Here is an 18,479-nt window from a genome sequence, read left to right as displayed (position 1 = left end):
AATTTGTACCCTTAATATTTTGCACAATCCATGTCAATTACCTTAACTCCATTTACAAAACAACAATTGCTTCCGCAAGAAGAAAAACTTGAGGTTGGTCGTTTTAAAAGAGAACTTTTCATAGGAATTCCTAAGGAAACAAGCTATCAGGAACGTCGTATCTGTTTGACTCCTGATGCCGTAAATTCCCTTACTTATGAAGGTCATCGTGTTATGATTGAATCTGGAGCCGGAGAAAGTTCGAGTTATACCGATAAAGAATATTCAGATGCAGGTGCAGAAATTACAAAAGATACCAAAAGAGTTTTCGGCTGTCCGCTTCTATTAAAAGTAGAACCGCCAACATTAGCTGAAATTGAAATGATAAATCCGGAAACTACAATCATTTCGGCTATTCAGTTAAAAACCAAAAAGAAAGCTTACTTTGAAGCTTTGGCACAAAAAAAAATCACAGCTTTAGCTTTTGAATATATTAAAGATGAAGACGGTTCCTACCCTGCCGTGAAATCGCTAAGCGAAATCGCAGGAACAGCTTCTATCCTTATCGCTGCCGAATTAATGATTACAGATGAATTTGGAAAAGGACTTTTATTCGGAAATATTACCGGCGTCCCTCCTACCGAAGTTGTAATTCTTGGAGCCGGAACGGTTGGTGAATTTGCAGCAAAAACAGCCATAGGATTAGGTGCAAACGTAAAAGTTTTTGATAATTCAATCACAAAATTACGTCGTTTACAAAATAATTTAAACCAGCGAATTTTCACTTCAACGATACAACAAAAAGGCTTATTAAAAGCTTTAAGGCGTTGTGACGTTGCGATTGGAGCGATGAGAGGAAAAGAAAGATGCCCGATTGTAGTTAATGAAACTATGGTCGAACATATGAAAAAAGGTGCCGTAATTGTTGATGTGAGCATTGATACCGGAGGTTGTTTCGAAACCTCTGAAGTTACAACTCACGAAAAACCTACTTTCATAAAAAGTAATGTTTTACACTATTGTGTACCAAATATACCTTCACGTTATTCCAAAACTGCCTCATTATCAATTAGTAACATTCTAACACCTTACCTGCATCAGATAGCCGAAGATGGTGGTTTAGAAAGTGCAATTCGATGCAATAAAGGACTTAAAAACGGAATTTATTTATATCATGGAATCCTAACAAATAAAGCAATTGGCGACTGGTTCGACCTGCCAGACAACGATATTAATTTACTTGTATTTTAAAGGAACTTTAATGTACCTTTGCCAAAATTTTATTTCATGAAGTTCGTACACCGTTTTGCATATTATTTGATTGGATTAATTATGGGATGCTTTTTTGTAGCCCTTGTATTTAGTGGTAAAGACACTCGCTGCAATTATTTTCCAAACGCCCGAGTTTTAAACAATCTAAGAACAAAACCTTTTAAATATTCCGATAAAGCAATTCAGACTTTAAACGAAAAATGGGTTGATACTGCCGATATTAAAAATACTTTAACTTACGGTGATGTTGATTTTGATCAAAGTAATGTTCCGTTTAACAAGGGAAAATTATATGTCATTGAAGGAAAAACAGTTAAAAATCAAGAGATTATTCTAAAAGTTACTAACTACGAAAACGAAGCTGTTTTAGAAGAAATTATTAAGAAAGCTGTCGAAAAATAGTCTATAAATTTATTAAGTTTCTTGTCATTTCGAGGAACGAGAAATCGCACACGAAACTCGACAAAGATTAGTGATAATCTTGACGGAATTACTAGTGCGATTTCTCGTTCCTCGAAATGAAAAATTAAGCTTTTTACCACTCTATTTCCTTAAGTCCTTTTGATTTTAGAAAAGTATTTGTCTGGCTGAAATGTTTATTTCCAAACCAAAAACCTCTATTAGCACTCAAAGGAGACGGATGTCCTGATTTTAAAATATGATGTTTAGAAGCGTCGATCAATGCTGCTTTCTTTTGAGCAAAACCGCCCCAAAGTAAAAACACAACATTTTCAGATTCAGCAGAAATTTGCTTAATAACAGCGTCAGTAAATTTTTCCCAGCCTTTTCCCTGATGACTTCCGGCTTCAGATTGTCTAACGGTTAAAGTAGCATTTAAAAGAAAAACACCCTGATCTGCCCAGCGCTCTAAATTTCCGGTTTTTGGAAGCGGCTTTCCTAAATCAGTTTCGATTTCTTTGAAAATATTATATAAAGATGGAGGAAAGGGAATTCCGTCGTTTACAGAAAAACACAAACCATTTGCCTGATTAGGTCCGTGATAAGGATCCTGACCAATGATAACCACTTTTACCTGATCGAAATGACAATGATCAAAAGCTGAAAAAATCTGGCTTCCTTTTGGATAACAAACCTTTGTTGAATATTCTGATTTTACAAAATCGATTAATTCATTGAAATAAGGTTTTTCAAATTCTTCATTCAAAACCGGTTTCCAGGAAGAATGCATTTTTACGTCCATAATTTTTTTATGCGAATTTCAGAAATTTTTAAGTTAAATCATACTTTAACAAACAATAAAATAACACAATAACTTTACAGTATTCAATGATACTATTTTTGTATTTTTGCCTGTACTTTCTTAAAGAAATTAAATGATTAGTATTACCGAAAAAACATTACAAGATTTACAATTTCCAACAGTGCTCGAAACCATTTCGGCTGGCTGTAATACAGATATTGGAAAAGAAAAAGCTTTACAAATAACACCATTCAGAGATAAAGAAACCTTAATGCAGTCTTTAATGCAGACTTCAGAATATGTTTCGTCTTTTGAAAATAACAACGCAATTCCAAATCATGGATTTGACGCTATAACGCACGAAATTAAGTTTTTAGCAATCGAAGACAGTTTTCTTGAAGTAGGCAGTTTTAGAAAAATTGCGAATCTTTCTGCGACAACAAATGTCTTATTGAATTTCTTAAAAAAATTCGATGATTATTATCCAAACTTAAATGCAAGAGCTTCTCGTGTAGAATTAACAAAAGACATCATAACTCATATTGATGCAATTGTTGATAAATACGGAGAAATTAAAGACAATGCTTCTCCCGCACTTTTAAGTATTCGTCAGAATATGAACTTGGTTCGCGGAAAAGTAAACCAAAGTTTTGGTGTAGCTTTAACGCAATACAATGGTTTAGGATATTTAGATGATATCAAAGAAAGTTTCGTTCAAAACCGACGTGTTTTGGCTGTAATTGCTATGTACAGACGTAAGGTAAAAGGCTCTATTTTAGGAAGTTCTAAAACCGGAAGCATTGCTTACATTGAACCTGAAGCTACTTTAAAATATTCAAGAGAATTAGCAAATCTTGAATACGAAGAAAAAGAAGAAATTACGCGAATTTTAAAGAATTTATCGAATATAATTCGTCCGTATTTACCTTTACTAATTGAATATCAAGATTTTTTAAGTGATATTGATGTCGTTGCCGGAAAAGCAAAATATGCAAATCGAATCAACGGAATTTTACCAGCAATTACTGAGGAAAGAAGATTGTTTTTTAGAGAAGCGTATCACCCAATTTTGTATTTGAACAACAAACAAAAAAATGAAGTTACGCATCCGCAGACAATTAAATTAAAACAAGAAAACAGAATTATTGTAATTTCTGGACCAAATGCCGGAGGAAAAACAATTTCCTTAAAAACAGTTGGTTTGTTACAATTGATGCTGCAGTCCGGGATATTAATTCCGGTTCATGAAAGAAGTGAAACTTTCTTGTTTGACAGAATCCTAACAGATATTGGAGATAATCAATCTATTGAAAATCATTTAAGTACATACAGTTATCGATTAAAAAACATGAATTATTTCTTGAAGAAATGTAACAAGAAAACCATGTTTTTAATTGATGAATTCGGTACCGGTTCTGATCCTGAATTGGGTGGAGCTTTAGCTGAAATTTTCCTAGAAGAATTTTATCATCGTGAAGCTTTCGGAATTATCACAACGCATTATTCAAACTTAAAAATTCTGGCTAACGAATTGCCTTTTGCCACTAATGCCAATATGATGTTTGACGAAAAGTCTTTAGAACCAATGTACAAATTGGCTTTAGGACAGGCAGGAAGTTCTTTTACGTTTGAAGTGGCGCAAAAAAATGGGATTCCGTTTGGATTGATTAATCGTGCCAAAAAGAAAATCGAAGTTGGAAAAGTTCGTTTTGACAAAACCATTGCAACACTTCAGAAAGAAAGATCAAAGCTCGAAAAAACTTCTTTAAATTTAAAAGAAGAAGAAACGCGCGCTCGCGAGGAAAGCAAAAAGATGGAAAACATCAATACAAGAATCCAGCAGAAATTAGAAAGCTATCAGGAATTATATGACAGTAACCAGAAGATCATATATATAGGACAAAAAATTGATGATATTGCTGAGAAATATTTCAACAACAAAAACAAAAAAGAACTTATTGGAGAATTTTTGAAAATTGTTGAAATCGAAAACTCAAAACGTAAAAAAGCAACTCCAAAAGAAGTTAAGGCAAAAGTTGAAAAACAAAAAGAAGTTATTGCCGAAGTTCAGGTAAAAGTTGAAGAAATTCGTAAAGAGAAAAAAGAGAAGAAACTCAAACCAGTTATAGAAAAACCAAAACCAATTTTAAAAGTTGGTGACCGAGTTAGAATGCTCGACGGAAAATCTGTTGGAAGTATTGATTCAATAGAAAAAAATAAAGCAACTGTCAATTACGGAATTTTTACTTCGAAAGTAAGTTTAGACGAATTGGAATTTGTTGAAGCTGGAAAGAAATAAGTTTTTTTTTAGTTTTCAGTCATAGAGACAGTTTTAGTTTGAAAAATGGGAGAAATTGAGACAAAATTAAAATAAAGCGATTTAAGAAACGATCTTAAAAAAGACGATTATGAAGATGTAATATTTTTGAAAATCGCTTAAAAATAATTTATGAAAGCTGTTTTTGATTCATAAAATTTATTGATTTCGATATATTTATAAATAAAATAAATAGAAATAAAATTCTTACAATTTAATTTTTATTTATAGTTTTGTCATTGCGAGGTACGAAGCAACCACACTAACATAAGCAAATATAAAGTTTATGTAATAATGAGATTGCTTCGTTCCTCGCAATGACTTAACAATAAAAATTATGAAGCCAGGTTTTGTTTATATCATAACCAATAAATACCAAACCGTTGTCTACACCGGTGTAACATCAAATCTTCCACAAAGAATCTTAGAACATAAAAACAAAAAATATCCAAAATCATTCTCAGCAAAATATAATCTAAACATTCTGGTCTACTACGAGCAATTCCAATGGATTGAAGATGCAATTACGAGAGAAAAGCAAATTAAGGCCGGATCAAGAGAAGTAAAAAACAATTTGATTCGTTCAATAAATCCTACTTGGAAAGACTTGTTTGAAGAAATTGAAGATATAATGATTGTGTAAAATACTGTATAGAAATACATAGTGAGATTGCTTCGTTCCTCGCAAAGACGCACGCAAGGTCATTGCGAGGAACGAAGCAACCACACTAAAACAAGTAACTATTATGAAAACTTAAAATGAGATTGCTTCGTTACTCGCAAGGACATACAGACGCAAAGTCATTGCGAGGAACGAAGCAACCGCACTAAAACAAGTAAACATTATATATAAAACAAGCAACCATAAAATATGAAAACCCAAAATGAGATTGCTTCGTTCCTCGCAATGACAGCTCCTAATAAAAAAATAATCCTCTTCGATGGCGTTTGTAATCTTTGCAACGGCGCGGTTCAGTTTATTATCAAACACGACAAAAAAGATATTTTTCGTTTTGTGGCTTTGCAGTCAGATTTGGGAAAAGAGATTTGCAATTATATTGGCGTTGATCAAACTAAAATTGATAGCATAATTTTGTATAATCCCAGTGTTGCTTATTATCATAAATCATCTGCAGTTATAGAAATTGCAAATGACTTAGGTGGAATTTACAGTTTACTTTCTGTTTTTAAAATTTTACCTGAAAGACTTCGAAATTATATTTACCACTATATTGCTAAAAACCGCTATAAATGGTATGGCAAAAAAGAAAGCTGTATGATTCCTACTCCGGAATTGAAGGCTAAGTTTTTGTAAATCCCAATTTATAAAATTCCAAATTCCAATTTTTACGCAATATTGTAATTTCGACGTAAGGAGAAATCGTACAAGTAATTCCGTATAGAATGTCGCCAATCTTTGTCGAGTTTCGAGTGCGATTTCTCGTTCCTCGAAATGACAAAAAATAAAAATCCCAAATTTCAAATCTATTACAATTTGGAATTTGGGATTTTAAAAATTTGAAAATTATTAAAACTATCTAATCAATTTTCTATATTTCAAACGTTTAGGAGTTAAATCACCACCAAGGCGTTTCTTTTTGTTTTCTTCATAATCAGAGAAACTTCCTTCGAAGAAATAAACTTCAGAGTCACCTTCAAAAGCTAAGATGTGAGTACAAATTCTATCTAAGAACCATCTGTCGTGAGAAATAATTACAGCACAACCTGCGAAATTCTCTAAACCTTCTTCAAGTGCACGAAGTGTGTTAACATCTAAGTCATTCGTAGGCTCATCCAGTAAAAGTACGTTTCCTTCTTCTTTCAATGTCATAGCTAAGTGTAAACGGTTACGTTCTCCACCAGACAACATTGATACTTTTTTGTTTTGCTCGCCGCCGCCAAAATTGAAACGAGATAAGTAAGCTCTTGAATTTACTTGCTTCCCTCCCATCATAATCAATTCCTGACCATCAGCAAAATTTTCCCAAATCGATTTATTTGGATCGATATTAGAGTGTGACTGGTCTACGTAAGCGATTTTTACAGTTTCTCCAACCGAAAATTCTCCGCTGTCAGTAGCTTGCTCTCCCATAATCATTTTGAAAATGGTAGATTTACCTGCACCGTTTGGTCCAATAATTCCAACAATACCAGCTTGTGGCAAAGTAAAGTTCAAATTATCGTATAATAATTTTTCACCAAAAGCTTTGGCAACATTTTTAGCTTCAATAACATTCGTACCTAAACGTGGACCATTCGGAATATAGATTTCCAAGTTTTCGTCCAATTGTTTTTGGTCTTCATTCAATAATTTATCGTAATTCTGTAAACGTGCTTTTTGTTTTGTCTGACGTCCTTTTGCTCCTTGGCGAACCCATTCCAACTCACGCTCTAAAGTTTTTCTACGTTTAGAAGCTACTTTTTCTTCCTGAGCCATACGGTTTGATTTTTGGTCTAACCAAGAAGAATAGTTTCCTTTCCACGGAATTCCTTCTCCTCTATCCAACTCAAGAATCCAGCCTGCCACATTATCAAGGAAATATCTATCGTGCGTTACCGCAATTACAGTTCCTGAATATTGTGCTAAGTGCTGCTCTAACCAAAGTACAGATTCAGCATCAAGGTGGTTGGTAGGCTCATCAAGTAACAATACATCCGGCTGTTGTAATAACAAACGACATAAAGCTACACGACGACGCTCACCTCCGGAAAGGTTTTTAATAGGCGTATCACCTTCCGGCGTACGCAAAGCATCCATTGCAATTTCTAATTTAGTATCGATTTCCCAAGCACCAAGAGCATCAATTTTGTCTTGTAAAGCCGCTTGACGATCCATCAATTTATCCATTTTATCCGGATCTGAATAGTTTTCTTCAAGACCGAATAAATCATTAATTTGGTTGTACTCTTCCAAAACTGCCATAGTTTCAGCAGCACCTTCACGAACAATTTCGATAACCGTTTTAGAATCATCAAGAATTGGTTCCTGCTCTAAATAACCTACAGTATAACCTGGTTGAAAAACCACATCTCCTTGATAATTTTTATCAACTCCTGCAATAATTTTTAAAAGAGAAGATTTTCCAGAACCGTTAAGACCTAAAATACCAATTTTAGCTCCATAAAAGAAACTTAAATAAATGTTTTTAAGTACTGGTTTGTCTGCTCCCTGATAGGTTTTACTCAATTTTTGCATTGAGAAAATTACTTTCTTATCGTCTGACATTCTATTTATTTTTTATTTTAATTAATTATTTTTTTACTGTCCTTAAATTGCAATTGATTTTTGCAATTGATATTGAATCAAATTAAACTCTACCTTTTAAAGCGTTAAAAACCCAGGCATTAGCAAAAAAACCAACACCTGCCGCCGCAAATCCCCAGCCAGAAACATCGCTATATCTAAAAGCGCCAAGACCTATAAGCAACAATCCCATAAGTATCATTATAAAAGTAGCCCATCCTAAAACGGTATTTTTATTCATTCCCATAATTGTGTAATTATTATTTTTAAGTAGTAAAATTTTTAGAAAGGCAAATATCGTGAATTTTCATGGCTTAATTAAATATTTTATACAGCATTTCTTTTAACAAATCTGATTGTGGTAAAGCGTTGGCCCCTACTCCTTTACTTTTTACATCAATATCACGTAAAGCTCCAACAATCTGACTGACTTTTCGCATGGGATAATTTTTTACCGCCAAATCGTATTCTTTTAAAAAATACGGATTTACTCCAATTGCCGCTGCCACGTTCTTTGGATTTTTATCTTTAAGTCCGTGGTACTTTAAAAGCTGTACAAAAAATCCGAAAACTAAACCTGTTGTCATTACCAGCGGGTATTCCTTTGGGTTATGAGCAAAATTTTCGGCTATCTTATAAGCTTTCAACTGATTACGTTCGCCAATTGCTTTTCGAAGTTCGAATACATTATAGTCTTTACTGAAACCAATATTTTCCTCAATATGCTGTGGCGTAATCATTGTTCCTTGCGGTAAAATAATCTGCAGTTTTTCTAACTCATTATTTATTTTACTTAAATCAGTTCCCAAAAACTCAACAAGCATGGCGTTTGCCTTTGGATCGATTGTATATTTTTTTCCAGCCAGAACTCGCTTAATCCAATCTCCAACTTGATTTTCATATAGTTTTTTACTTTCGTAAACAATACCCTTTTGCGCTAAAAGTTTGGTAACTTTTTTACGTTTATCGAGTGTTTTATATTTGTAACAAAAAACCAAAACTGTAGATGGCATCGGATTATCTACATAAGACTCAATTTTATCAATTGTTCTGGACAAATCCTGCGCTTCTTTCACAATAACAACCTGACGATCAGACATCATAGGATAACGTTTCGCTGTTGAAACAATATCTTCAATAGAAACATCTCTTCCGTATAAAACCGTTTGGTTAAATCCTTTTTCTTCTTCGGCCAGTACATTTTGCTCAATGTATTCAGACAATTTATCTATATAATAAGGTTCTTCGCCCATTAAAAAATAAATAGGTTTTATATCTCCTGCCTTGATATCATTGACAATTTTTACAACTTCGTCCATTAAATTTAGTTTTCAGTATTCAGTATCCGTTTTCAGTTTAATTCGAAATAAAATAATTAACTAATTTTCAAATTGACTAATTTTCAAATTATATTTGCTTTATGTTAAAACTAAATTTCCCTACATATACTTTCCGATTCAAAAATAGCGAAAATAAAGTGTCTATTTTTGATGAAATCAGGAAAAAATTTATCATTCTTACTCCAGAAGAATGGGTTCGTCAGCATGTTGTTCATTATTTAATTAATGAAAAAAAATACCCAAAATCGCTTATCAATGTAGAGAAAGTTTTAACTGTCAACGGATTACGAAAAAGATATGATGTTGTGGTTTTTAATTCTGACGGTTCTATACATATATTAGTAGAGTGCAAAGCGCCTGAAGTTAAAATATCACAAGCAACTTTTGATCAAATTGCCCGTTATAACATGACCATGAAGGCACGGTTTTTGAATGTCACGAATGGGTTAAGTCATTTTTATTGTCAAATGGACTTTGAAAATGAAAAATATCAGTTTTTACAAAACTTACCAGATTACCATATTAATAAATAAAATAAAACACTTTTGGATAAAATAGCAGTTGTCATTTTAAATTGGAACGGAGTTAAATTGTTAGAACAATTTTTACCTTCAGTTTTACAATATTCAGAAGAAGCTACTATTTATGTAGCTGATAATGCATCAACAGATAATTCTGTAAATTTTGTTAGAGAAAATTATCCTTCAATAAAAATTATTCAAAATACTGGTAATTACGGTTTTGCAAAAGGCTACAATGATGCACTTCAAAGTGTAAATGCCGAGATTTATGCTTTAGTTAATTCTGATATTGAAGTAACCGAAAATTGGTTAAAACCCATTATTGAAACTTTCGATAAAGAAAAAGAAACCGCTATTATTCAACCAAAAATCCTGGATTATAAAAACAAAGAATATTTCGAATATGCCGGAGCAGCGGGCGGATTTATTGATAAATATGGTTTTCCATTTTGCCGAGGCCGAATCTTTGATACTGTCGAAAAAGACAACGGTCAATATAATGACAGCTGTAAACTTTTTTGGGCATCGGGCGCTTGTTTCTTTATTAGAAAAGAAGTCTATCATGCTTTAGGAGGCTTTGATGAAGCTTTTTTTGCGCATCAGGAAGAAATTGATTTATGCTGGCGTGCTACAAATGAAGGACATATTATAAAATACAATTCAGAATCAGTTGTTTATCATGTTGGAGGAGCAACTTTACAGCAGGGAAATCCTAAAAAAACGTATTTAAACTTTAGGAATTCATTGTTAATGCTTGTCAAAAATCTTCCTAAAAAAGGATTGTTCTTTGTAATTTTCTTTCGAATGGTTTTAGATGGAATTGCCGGTATCCGTTTTCTTACACAAGGAAAGTTTGGGCATACTTTTGCAATTTTAAAGGCGCATTTTTCATTTTATTGCCTATCTTTAAAATATCTAAACAAACGAAAAGATTTTCAAATACAGCAATACTATACCGTAAAAAGTATCGTTTTCCTTTATTATATAAAGAAATTAGAGGTTTTTAAAGAAATCTTTAACAGTAATCAAAATATTAAAAACTAAATTTGTAATCAACGTTTAATTAAATATAATACCTATGAGAAAAATAGTTATCGCACTATCAGTATTAATGGCCTTAACTTCGTGTGTATCTAAAAAGCAATATGCTGCTTTAGAGGCTAAGCAAAAAGAGACACAAGATTTATTAAACTCTTGCACAGTTAAATTAAATTCTTGTCTGGAAGAAAAAGCAGGATTAGCAGCAACAGCTGAAAGCTATAAACAACACAATCAAGATTTAATCAACAGCTCTAAAGATTTAACAGTTTTAACTACTAAAGGTGCAGAAAACTTAGAAAAATCGCTAGAAAGCTTAAAAGAGAAAGATTTAAAAATATCTAGACTTCAAGATGCTCTTACAAAAAAAGACAGTGTAACATTAGCATTAGTTACAAGTTTAAAAGGTGCAGTTGGAATCAACGATCCGGATATCGAAATCAATGTTGAAAAAGGAGTTGTATTTATCTCTATTGCTGATAAATTATTATTCAAAAGCGGAAGCTATGAAGTAAGTGATAAAGCAAAATCAGTTTTAGCTAAAGTTGCAAAAGTGGTAAATGACAAACCTGATTTTGAGTGTATGGTTGAAGGACATACTGATGACGTACCTTACAAAAGCAACGGAGTTTTGCTAGACAACTGGGATTTAAGTGTTAAACGTTCTACTTCTATCGTTCGTGTCTTGACAAATGACTTAAATGTTAACCCTGCAAAATTAATTGCTGCTGGTAGAAGTTCATACGTTCCATTAGTTGCAAACGATTCTCCAGAGAACAAAGCTCGTAACAGAAGAACTCGTATTGTTGTTATGCCTAAAATTGATCAATTCTACGATATGATCGAGAAAGAAATGAAAAAACAGGCAAAATAAATTTTAAAGTAACATATACTTTATATACAGAAAAGGCTGGTCAATTGACCAGCCTTTTTTTGTACCCTTAATTTTTTTTAACAACCAATTAAAATAAATTAAGACAACATTGCTTTTATTAACTAACTAAATTTTAACTATACTAAAGTTAGGTATAATTTTTTAAGTTTTATGCAATTTAAGTTTTTTTTTACAAAATATCAATATCGCCTTTTCCTTCCCTTACAATAACCGGCTCATGTTCTGATAAATCTATAATGGTTGACGGAATATTATCTCCATAACCACCGTCAATTACCATATCAACCAGATTCTGCCATTTTTCAAAAATTAATTCAGGATCAGTAGTATATTCAATTACATCATCTTCATCACGAATCGAAGTCGAAACAATTGGATTCCCTAACTGGCGAACAATTTCTAAAACTATATTATTATCAGGAACACGAATACCAACAGTAGTTTTCTTTTTAAACTCTTTTGGCAGATTATTATTTCCCGGCAAAATAAATGTATAAGGCCCAGGCAATGCTCTTTTTAATATTTTAAAAGTCGATGTATCGATCTGGCGCACGTAATCTGAAAGATTACTTAAATCATGACAAATGAAAGAGAAGTTTGCTTTCTCTAATTTAACTCCTTTTATTTTCGCTACTTTTTCTAATGCCCTCGAATTGGTAATATCACAGCCTAAACCGTAAACAGTATCTGTTGGATAAATTACCAAACCACCATTTTGAAGCACTTTTACAACCTTTGCAATTGCAGCTTCACTAGGTTTATCTGGATATATTTTTATGAATTCTGCCATTTTGGTTTTTGTTTAAAGTTTTGTTTGTTTCAGGTTTCAGGTTTGTCAGGCTGAGCGAAGTCGAAGCCCACGTCCAATTAGAGCGCCCTTCGACTTCGCTCAGGGTGACAAATATTTTCAAAACTTGAAACTTTTATTTATTATCCTACAACATCTAATTTAGCAAATCTTAACAGAAGTTTTTTAATTCCTCCTACTTCAAATTTAATTTCGGCTTTTTTATCAGCTCCAACTCCTTCTAAATTAATCACTTCTCCTTTTCCGAAACGTTCGTGCATTACGACATTTCCAATTGTTAGTTTACTGTCAAACAAATTAGTATTAGAACTCTCCGGCGCATTTCCAGATACAGGTTTTAATTTTCGAATGTTTAAATCCGGTTTCGGGTTATTATCTGTAATATGTTTTGGCGGCGTTCCACCTACTGGTTTTGCTAATCGCAATTTTGATTTATCAATGTCTCCAAAAATATCACCATCGATTGGTGATTTATAACGATAATTACTTTCTGACGGAGTTAGATATTCTAGAAACTGCCCGTCAATTTCTTCAATAAAACGAGAAGGCTCACTATCTGTCAATTTCCCCCAGCGGTAACGAGATTGCGCGTAAGTCAAATATGCCTGATGTTCTGCACGCGTTAGCGCTACATAAAACAGACGGCGTTCTTCTTCCAATTCACTTCTCGTACTCATACTCATCGCACTCGGAAACAAATCTTCTTCCATACCAACCACAAAAACATGCGGAAATTCTAATCCTTTTGCTAAGTGAATCGTCATCAGCGCCACACGATCTTCATCATTGGTATCTTTATCCAAATCTGTTGCCAAAGCCACATCTTCCATAAATTCAGAAAGTGCACCTCTAGCTCCGTCAATTTCTCTTTGTCCTTCTGTAAAGTCCTTAATACCGTTTAAAAGTTCTTCGATATTTTGAATTTTTGCCATTCCTTCCGGAGTAGCATCTTTCTTCAATTCCTGAACCAAACCGGTTTTCTTTGCAACATGATCTGTAATGTAAAAAGCATCCTGATTCTGATCAATAACCTGAAAACTCTGAATCATCGTTACAAAATCTTTCAATTTGTTTTTAGTTCCCGCGTTTAGTTTAAGATCAATTTTATCGATGTTCACCATTACTTCCCAAATCGAACGTTTGTAATGATTGGCAGCAATAGTTAATTTTTCTACGGTTGTATCTCCAATTCCACGTGCCGGATAATTAATTATACGAATCAAAGCTTCTTCATCTTTCGGATTCAGAACCAAACGCAAATAACATAAAACATCTTTAATTTCCTTACGTTGGTAGAAAGATAATCCACCATAAATTCTATACGGAATATCACGTTTTCTCAACGCGTCCTCCATTGCACGCGACTGAGCATTAGTACGATACAAAATTGCAAAAGCTCCATTATGCAATTGATTCTGCATTTTCTGTTCAAAAATTGTACTGGCTACAAAACGACCTTCTTCGGCATCTGTCAAACTTCGGTGGACTTTAATTCTTGGACCAAAATCATTTGCAGTCCAAACTACTTTATCCAGTTTAGTTTTGTTGTGCTCCATAACCGTATTTGCAGCTTCCACAATATTTCGGGTTGAACGGTAATTCTGCTCTAAACGATACATTACTACACCATCGTAATCCTTTTGGAAATTCAAAATATTATTGATATTCGCTCCACGGAAAGCATAAATACTCTGTGCATCATCTCCAACCACACAAATATTCTGAAATCTGTCTGACAAAGCTCTAACAATCAAATATTGAGAGTGGTTTGTATCCTGGTACTCATCAACCAAAATATAACGGAAACGATCCTGATATTTTGCCAAAACCTCTGGAAAACGAGTCAATAACTCATTGGTTTTCAAAAGCAAATCGTCAAAATCCATTGCTCCTGCCTTAAAACAACGTTCTACATACTGTTGATAAATTTCTCCTAATCTCGGTCTTTTTGCCATTGCATCAGCTTCGACTAATTCCGGATTATTGAAATATGCTTTTACTGTAATTAAGCTGTTTTTATAACTAGATATACGGCCTAAAATCTGTTTTGGTTTATAGATATCACGGTCCAGCTGCATTTCTTTAATAATAGAAGAAATCAGTCTGGCCGAATCCTGGGAATCGTAAATTGTAAAATTGGATGGATAACCTAAATGATCTGATTCTGAGCGAAGAATACGGGCAAAAATAGAGTGAAAAGTTCCCATCCAAAGGTTTTTAGCCTCAGATGCTCCCACAATATCCGAAATCCTGTGCTTCATTTCACGGGCTGCCTTATTGGTAAAAGTCAGCGACAAAATGTTGAAAGCATCAACACCCTGAGCCATCAAATAAGCAATTCTAATTGTTAAAACACGGGTTTTCCCCGAACCTGCACCAGCAATAATAATCATTGGCCCGTCTTTTTGTAGAACAGGCGCTCTCTGTGCTTCGTTGAGCTGGTCAATATATTTCTGCATGTAATTTTTCTCCTTTATGCAAAAATAAGAATTAAAAAAGAAAGTTCCTAAGATACTAAGATTCTGAGATGCTAAGTTTTTTTGAAGCCAAAGAATAGGCTTTTTATTAAACATGGTTTCCCGCTTTCGGCTATATGTCTCATCCGATAGCCATCGGGAGGAGAGGATACCGCCTCAATCGTGGCTAGGTTCAAACATTTGGCATTCTTTAAATATTTTTGAAAGAAAAATCTTTAATTAATTTTATCTTTGTAAAACTTACAAAATAAAATGAAAATAATTCTTACCGAAAATGCTGAAAAAACTTATTTTGAACTTACTAACAAATATTCAGAAAAAAAGGCAACATTGTTTTCTAAAAAAACAATCGCAATTTTGGAAATGATTCAAATAAATAATCACATTGGTGCGAGGTATAAAAAAACCAACTATCGAAAGTTCTTGATAACAAATCAAGTGTATCTTTTTTATAGAATTGAGGAAAATATTATTTACGTAACACTATTTTGGGACAATAAAAGAAATCCCTTAAATTTAGATATTATACTTAGTTCGTAGTTTTTGTTTAAAATCAGAAAAATCTACAGTCCTTCCCGCTTTAATATCTTCTTCGCTTTTTTGAAGTTCCTGAATCAAAATTTCTTCAGGAAACAATAAAGTCGTAATTAACTTTACTTCTTGATGTGTGAAGCTTTTTGATTTTAATTTTCTATAATATGTAGCATGTTTCAAACCTAGTTTTTGCATGAAAAACTCAGCTTTATAATAAGATTTACTAATTAATTCTGGGAGACTATTAATATAATTCTCGTAATTTTCAACTATCTGTATCATTAAATGATATTTTAAGTATTATAGTTTCACAAATATACTCTAATAAAATGATAATTAAGATAGAAAAAACAACAAAAAACTTAGCATCTCAGAACCTTAGCATCTTCGCAAACTCTATTTATAAAATACATCGTAAGCAAATCGAATCAAAGTTCCCACAACAACAATCAAAAAGAAAATTCTAATAAAACCATTTCCTTTATTGATTGCGAGTTTTGCACCAAGCCAGCCGCCAAGTCCGTTGCTGACTGCCATTGGGATTGCAATTGTCCAGATGATTTTTCCTTTTATCATAAACAAACAAATCGAACCGAAATTTGTTGCCAGATTTACCATTTTAGCATTCGCGGAAGCGTGCAAAAAATCAAAGCCTAAAAGTGCAATAAATGCCACAACGAAAAAACTTCCCGTTCCGGGACCAATAAATCCGTCGTAAAAACCGACGATTATACTAATTACAACCGCATAAATTATTTGTGTTGCTGCCGAATGATCTTTGGCAACATGCTGTCCGAAATTTTTCTTTGCATAAGTATATATAAATAACAATGATAAAACTACAAGCAAAAGCGGTTTCATAAAATCATTGCTAACCAGTGTCAAAATAGTAGAACCTAAAAATGCTGAAGGAACTGCTAAACACATCATAATCAAAAGCAATTTCCATTGAATAACTACTTTTTTCAGATATTGAAAAGCCGCGAAAGCTGTTCCGCTAAAAGCCGGAATTTTTAAAGTTCCTATAACTGTTGAAACTGGCAGATTTGGCAATAAAATTAACCCCATTGGTGTTTGGATTAATCCGCCGCCGCCCACAATTGCATCAATAAATCCTGCTGCAAAAGCAGCTAAACAAAGAAAAAGTATTATGTATGAATCCATTAAAAGTGTATTAAAAAACAAGTAGCAAAAGTAAGTTTTACAATTTGTTTATTCGTGTAAATTTAAAGTGGATTTCTCGTCAAAAAGTATATTTTTGCTAAAAAAAATTACCCAAATGGATTTTACAAGAATTATAGAATTAGCAAGTTATACTTTACCTGCCATTGTTACCGGATTTGTAGCCTACAGTTTTTTTGAACTGCATATTAAAAACAATGATAAAAAGCGTGCTTTTTTGTTAAACAGACAAGCACATAAAGAATCGCTTCCGATACGTCTACAAGCTTACGAACGTATGACATTATTTTTAGAGCGTATCAATTTGACCAAATTATTAATCAGAATCACTCCTATTTCTCACGATAAACATGATTACGAAAATTTTGTAATTGACCAAATCGAACAAGAATTTGAGCACAATTTAACGCAGCAAATTTATATGTCTGATGAATGCTGGACAATAATTACGACTGCAAAAAACTCAACTATCCAAATGATTCGTAAAGCTGCTATGAGCGACCGTGTTGACAGTGCAGATAAACTTCGTGAAGTTATTTTAAATGAATTATTAGAAAAACAATCTCCAAGCAATGCTGCTTTAGGTTACATTAAAAACGAGGTTGCTGAACTTTGGTAAGATAATAATTTTAGATTGCAGATTTTAGAGTTCAGATTAAAAGCATTTCCAATCTAAAATCTGCAATCTAAAATCTAAAATCATCTGTTATCACTCATAACCTCAGACTTATTCTGAGCATATTCATAACCTTGTTTCCACCATTCTTTCATTATTTCCTTATTGAAAATTAAAGCGTTATCAGTCAATTTGGTTGGAGTATAATATAAATTAAGTTTTACATCTTTAGTGTTTGCCATAAGTTTTCCTATAGCAATGTCATGTTTTTCAACCTGATCTAAAGCAATTCGGAACAAATCAATCATTAACGAAAATGGATTTTTACCAATAACCATTTTGCTTGTATTGACTTCTGTTTCCAAAATAATAACATCAATTTCTGTAGCGCCGCGGTTAATAGCTTCACGAATTGGAACCAAACTTGAAAACCCACCATCGCCATATTCGTAGTTGTTTTTTGAAACCAAACTCATAAACGGAACATAATTACTGGAGATCCAAGACCAATCGCAAAACTCTTCATAACTGCAATCTTTTACTGATTTGTATTCTGATTCATTTTTAGTGAAATTGGTGACCGTAATAATTACGTCATTATTCATTTTTTTAAGATTATTGAAATCAGAAAGAGAAAAATTATTTCTAATGTATTTCTTCAAACCTTTGCTTTCGCCAAAAGTTCTCTTTCCCTTAAAAAACTGACGAAGTACATTAAAGTGATTAATCGTCACGATATCCACTCCTTCTTTTACTTTTACTACAAAGGGGCAGATATTAAAAATACTGGACATTGTAACATTGGTATAAACGGAATGTATTTTTTTGATATGACCGAGAGCTAAATGCGGAATAAGCAAACTTCCTGTAGATGTTCCTATAAATAAATCGTATTCATGATGTTTTTCTTCAATTAAATACTGTGCAACTCCTCCGGCGAAGGCTCCTTTACTTCCACCACCAGAAATAACTAATGCTCTCATAAAATATATAGTAGGTTTTGTTTTTGGTTAGAAAATAGAAGAAAGAAAATAGAATATAGACTCACCTAAAAA

At 33.0% G+C, this 18,479-nt stretch carries 18 protein-coding genes; 9 read left to right on the top strand and 9 right to left on the bottom strand.

Annotation, left to right across the window (positions count from 1 at the left end; all coding sequences use genetic code 11):
- The first annotated feature begins 30 nt into the window (after positions 1–30).
- Together ACODSB_RS19535 and ACODSB_RS19530 are read left to right on the top strand one after the other, a co-directional pair.
- Positions 31–1,230, top strand: coding sequence for an alanine dehydrogenase (locus tag ACODSB_RS19535; protein WP_053471421.1), 1,200 nt, complete (start codon positions 31–33; stop codon positions 1,228–1,230).
- Positions 1,231–1,266: 36 nt separating this feature from the next.
- Positions 1,267–1,653 (top strand): DUF4258 domain-containing protein, encoded by a 387-nt coding sequence (locus ACODSB_RS19530; RefSeq protein ID WP_053471420.1) that lies wholly within the window; start codon positions 1,267–1,269, stop codon positions 1,651–1,653.
- A gap of 133 nt (positions 1,654–1,786) precedes the next feature.
- On the opposite strand, the gene ACODSB_RS19525 is transcribed toward ACODSB_RS19530, so the two are convergent.
- Positions 1,787–2,452: a uracil-DNA glycosylase gene (locus ACODSB_RS19525; protein WP_180860173.1), complete on the bottom strand. Its 666-nt coding sequence runs from the start codon at positions 2,450–2,452 to the stop codon at positions 1,787–1,789.
- A 133-nt stretch (positions 2,453–2,585) separates the two neighbouring features.
- Here ACODSB_RS19525 and ACODSB_RS19520 point away from each other — a divergent pair, with 133 nt between their 5' ends.
- From ACODSB_RS19520 to ACODSB_RS19510, 3 genes are all read left to right on the top strand, one after another.
- Positions 2,586–4,751: an endonuclease MutS2 gene (locus tag ACODSB_RS19520; protein WP_488938256.1), complete on the top strand. Its 2,166-nt coding sequence runs from the start codon at positions 2,586–2,588 to the stop codon at positions 4,749–4,751.
- Positions 4,752–5,106: 355 nt separating this feature from the next.
- The gene (locus tag ACODSB_RS19515; protein ID WP_488938255.1) at positions 5,107–5,412 is read left to right on the top strand and encodes a GIY-YIG nuclease family protein; all 306 of its coding nucleotides are present in this window, start codon (positions 5,107–5,109) and stop codon (positions 5,410–5,412) included.
- Between the two features lie 228 nt (positions 5,413–5,640).
- Positions 5,641–6,084 (top strand): thiol-disulfide oxidoreductase DCC family protein, encoded by a 444-nt coding sequence (locus tag ACODSB_RS19510; protein ID WP_488938254.1) that lies wholly within the window; start codon positions 5,641–5,643, stop codon positions 6,082–6,084.
- 219 nt (positions 6,085–6,303) lie between these two features.
- On the opposite strand, the gene ettA is transcribed toward ACODSB_RS19510, so the two are convergent.
- The 3 genes from ettA to holA form a co-directional block, all read right to left on the bottom strand.
- Positions 6,304–7,995: an energy-dependent translational throttle protein EttA gene (ettA, locus tag ACODSB_RS19505; RefSeq protein WP_111291005.1), complete on the bottom strand. Its 1,692-nt coding sequence runs from the start codon at positions 7,993–7,995 to the stop codon at positions 6,304–6,306.
- An 82-nt stretch (positions 7,996–8,077) separates the two neighbouring features.
- The gene (locus ACODSB_RS19500; protein WP_053471415.1) at positions 8,078–8,260 is read right to left on the bottom strand and encodes a CAL67264 family membrane protein; all 183 of its coding nucleotides are present in this window, start codon (positions 8,258–8,260) and stop codon (positions 8,078–8,080) included.
- 67 nt (positions 8,261–8,327) lie between these two features.
- The gene (gene holA / locus ACODSB_RS19495; protein ID WP_056209552.1) at positions 8,328–9,332 is read right to left on the bottom strand and encodes a DNA polymerase III subunit delta; all 1,005 of its coding nucleotides are present in this window, start codon (positions 9,330–9,332) and stop codon (positions 8,328–8,330) included.
- A 101-nt stretch (positions 9,333–9,433) separates the two neighbouring features.
- Here holA and ACODSB_RS19490 point away from each other — a divergent pair, with 101 nt between their 5' ends.
- Genes ACODSB_RS19490 through ACODSB_RS19480 form a run of 3 tightly spaced genes read left to right on the top strand, consistent with a single transcriptional unit; the run spans position 9,434 to position 11,786 of the window.
- A complete protein-coding gene (locus ACODSB_RS19490) occupies positions 9,434–9,886 on the top strand; it encodes a type I restriction enzyme HsdR N-terminal domain-containing protein (protein WP_053471413.1) in 453 nt (150 codons plus the stop codon).
- Positions 9,887–9,898: 12 nt separating this feature from the next.
- Entirely contained in the window at positions 9,899–10,918 is a 1,020-nt protein-coding gene (locus ACODSB_RS19485; RefSeq protein ID WP_488938253.1) for a glycosyltransferase family 2 protein, read from the top strand.
- Positions 10,919–10,952: 34 nt separating this feature from the next.
- Entirely contained in the window at positions 10,953–11,786 is an 834-nt protein-coding gene (locus ACODSB_RS19480; RefSeq protein ID WP_053471411.1) for an OmpA/MotB family protein, read from the top strand.
- A 190-nt stretch (positions 11,787–11,976) separates the two neighbouring features.
- On the opposite strand, the gene ACODSB_RS19475 is transcribed toward ACODSB_RS19480, so the two are convergent.
- From ACODSB_RS19475 to ACODSB_RS19460, 4 genes are all read right to left on the bottom strand, one after another.
- Positions 11,977–12,597 carry an L-threonylcarbamoyladenylate synthase gene (locus ACODSB_RS19475; protein ID WP_073481338.1) on the bottom strand — a complete coding sequence of 207 codons (621 nt, stop codon included), beginning with the start codon at positions 12,595–12,597 and terminating at the stop codon, positions 11,977–11,979.
- A 140-nt stretch (positions 12,598–12,737) separates the two neighbouring features.
- On the bottom strand, positions 12,738–15,074 hold the full coding sequence (locus tag ACODSB_RS19470; RefSeq protein WP_488938266.1) for an ATP-dependent helicase: 2,337 nt from the start codon (positions 15,072–15,074) through the stop codon (positions 12,738–12,740).
- 534 nt (positions 15,075–15,608) lie between these two features.
- Complete coding sequence (locus tag ACODSB_RS19465; RefSeq protein WP_488938252.1) at positions 15,609–15,908, bottom strand: hypothetical protein; 300 nt, start codon at positions 15,906–15,908, stop codon at positions 15,609–15,611.
- Between the two features lie 114 nt (positions 15,909–16,022).
- Entirely contained in the window at positions 16,023–16,790 is a 768-nt protein-coding gene (locus ACODSB_RS19460; RefSeq protein WP_180860198.1) for a sulfite exporter TauE/SafE family protein, read from the bottom strand.
- Positions 16,791–16,905: 115 nt separating this feature from the next.
- Between ACODSB_RS19460 and ACODSB_RS19455 the strand changes: the two genes are divergently transcribed.
- Positions 16,906–17,427, top strand: coding sequence for a DUF7935 family protein (locus ACODSB_RS19455; protein WP_053471407.1), 522 nt, complete (start codon positions 16,906–16,908; stop codon positions 17,425–17,427).
- 80 nt (positions 17,428–17,507) lie between these two features.
- Here ACODSB_RS19455 and ACODSB_RS19450 read toward each other — a convergent pair whose 3' ends face one another.
- Positions 17,508–18,407: a patatin-like phospholipase family protein gene (locus ACODSB_RS19450; protein WP_053471406.1), complete on the bottom strand. Its 900-nt coding sequence runs from the start codon at positions 18,405–18,407 to the stop codon at positions 17,508–17,510.
- Positions 18,408–18,479: the final 72 nt, after the last annotated feature.

It is taken from the genome of Flavobacterium sp. FG68, assembly GCF_057808895.1.
This window is presented reverse-complemented; position numbering and strand designations above follow the sequence as displayed.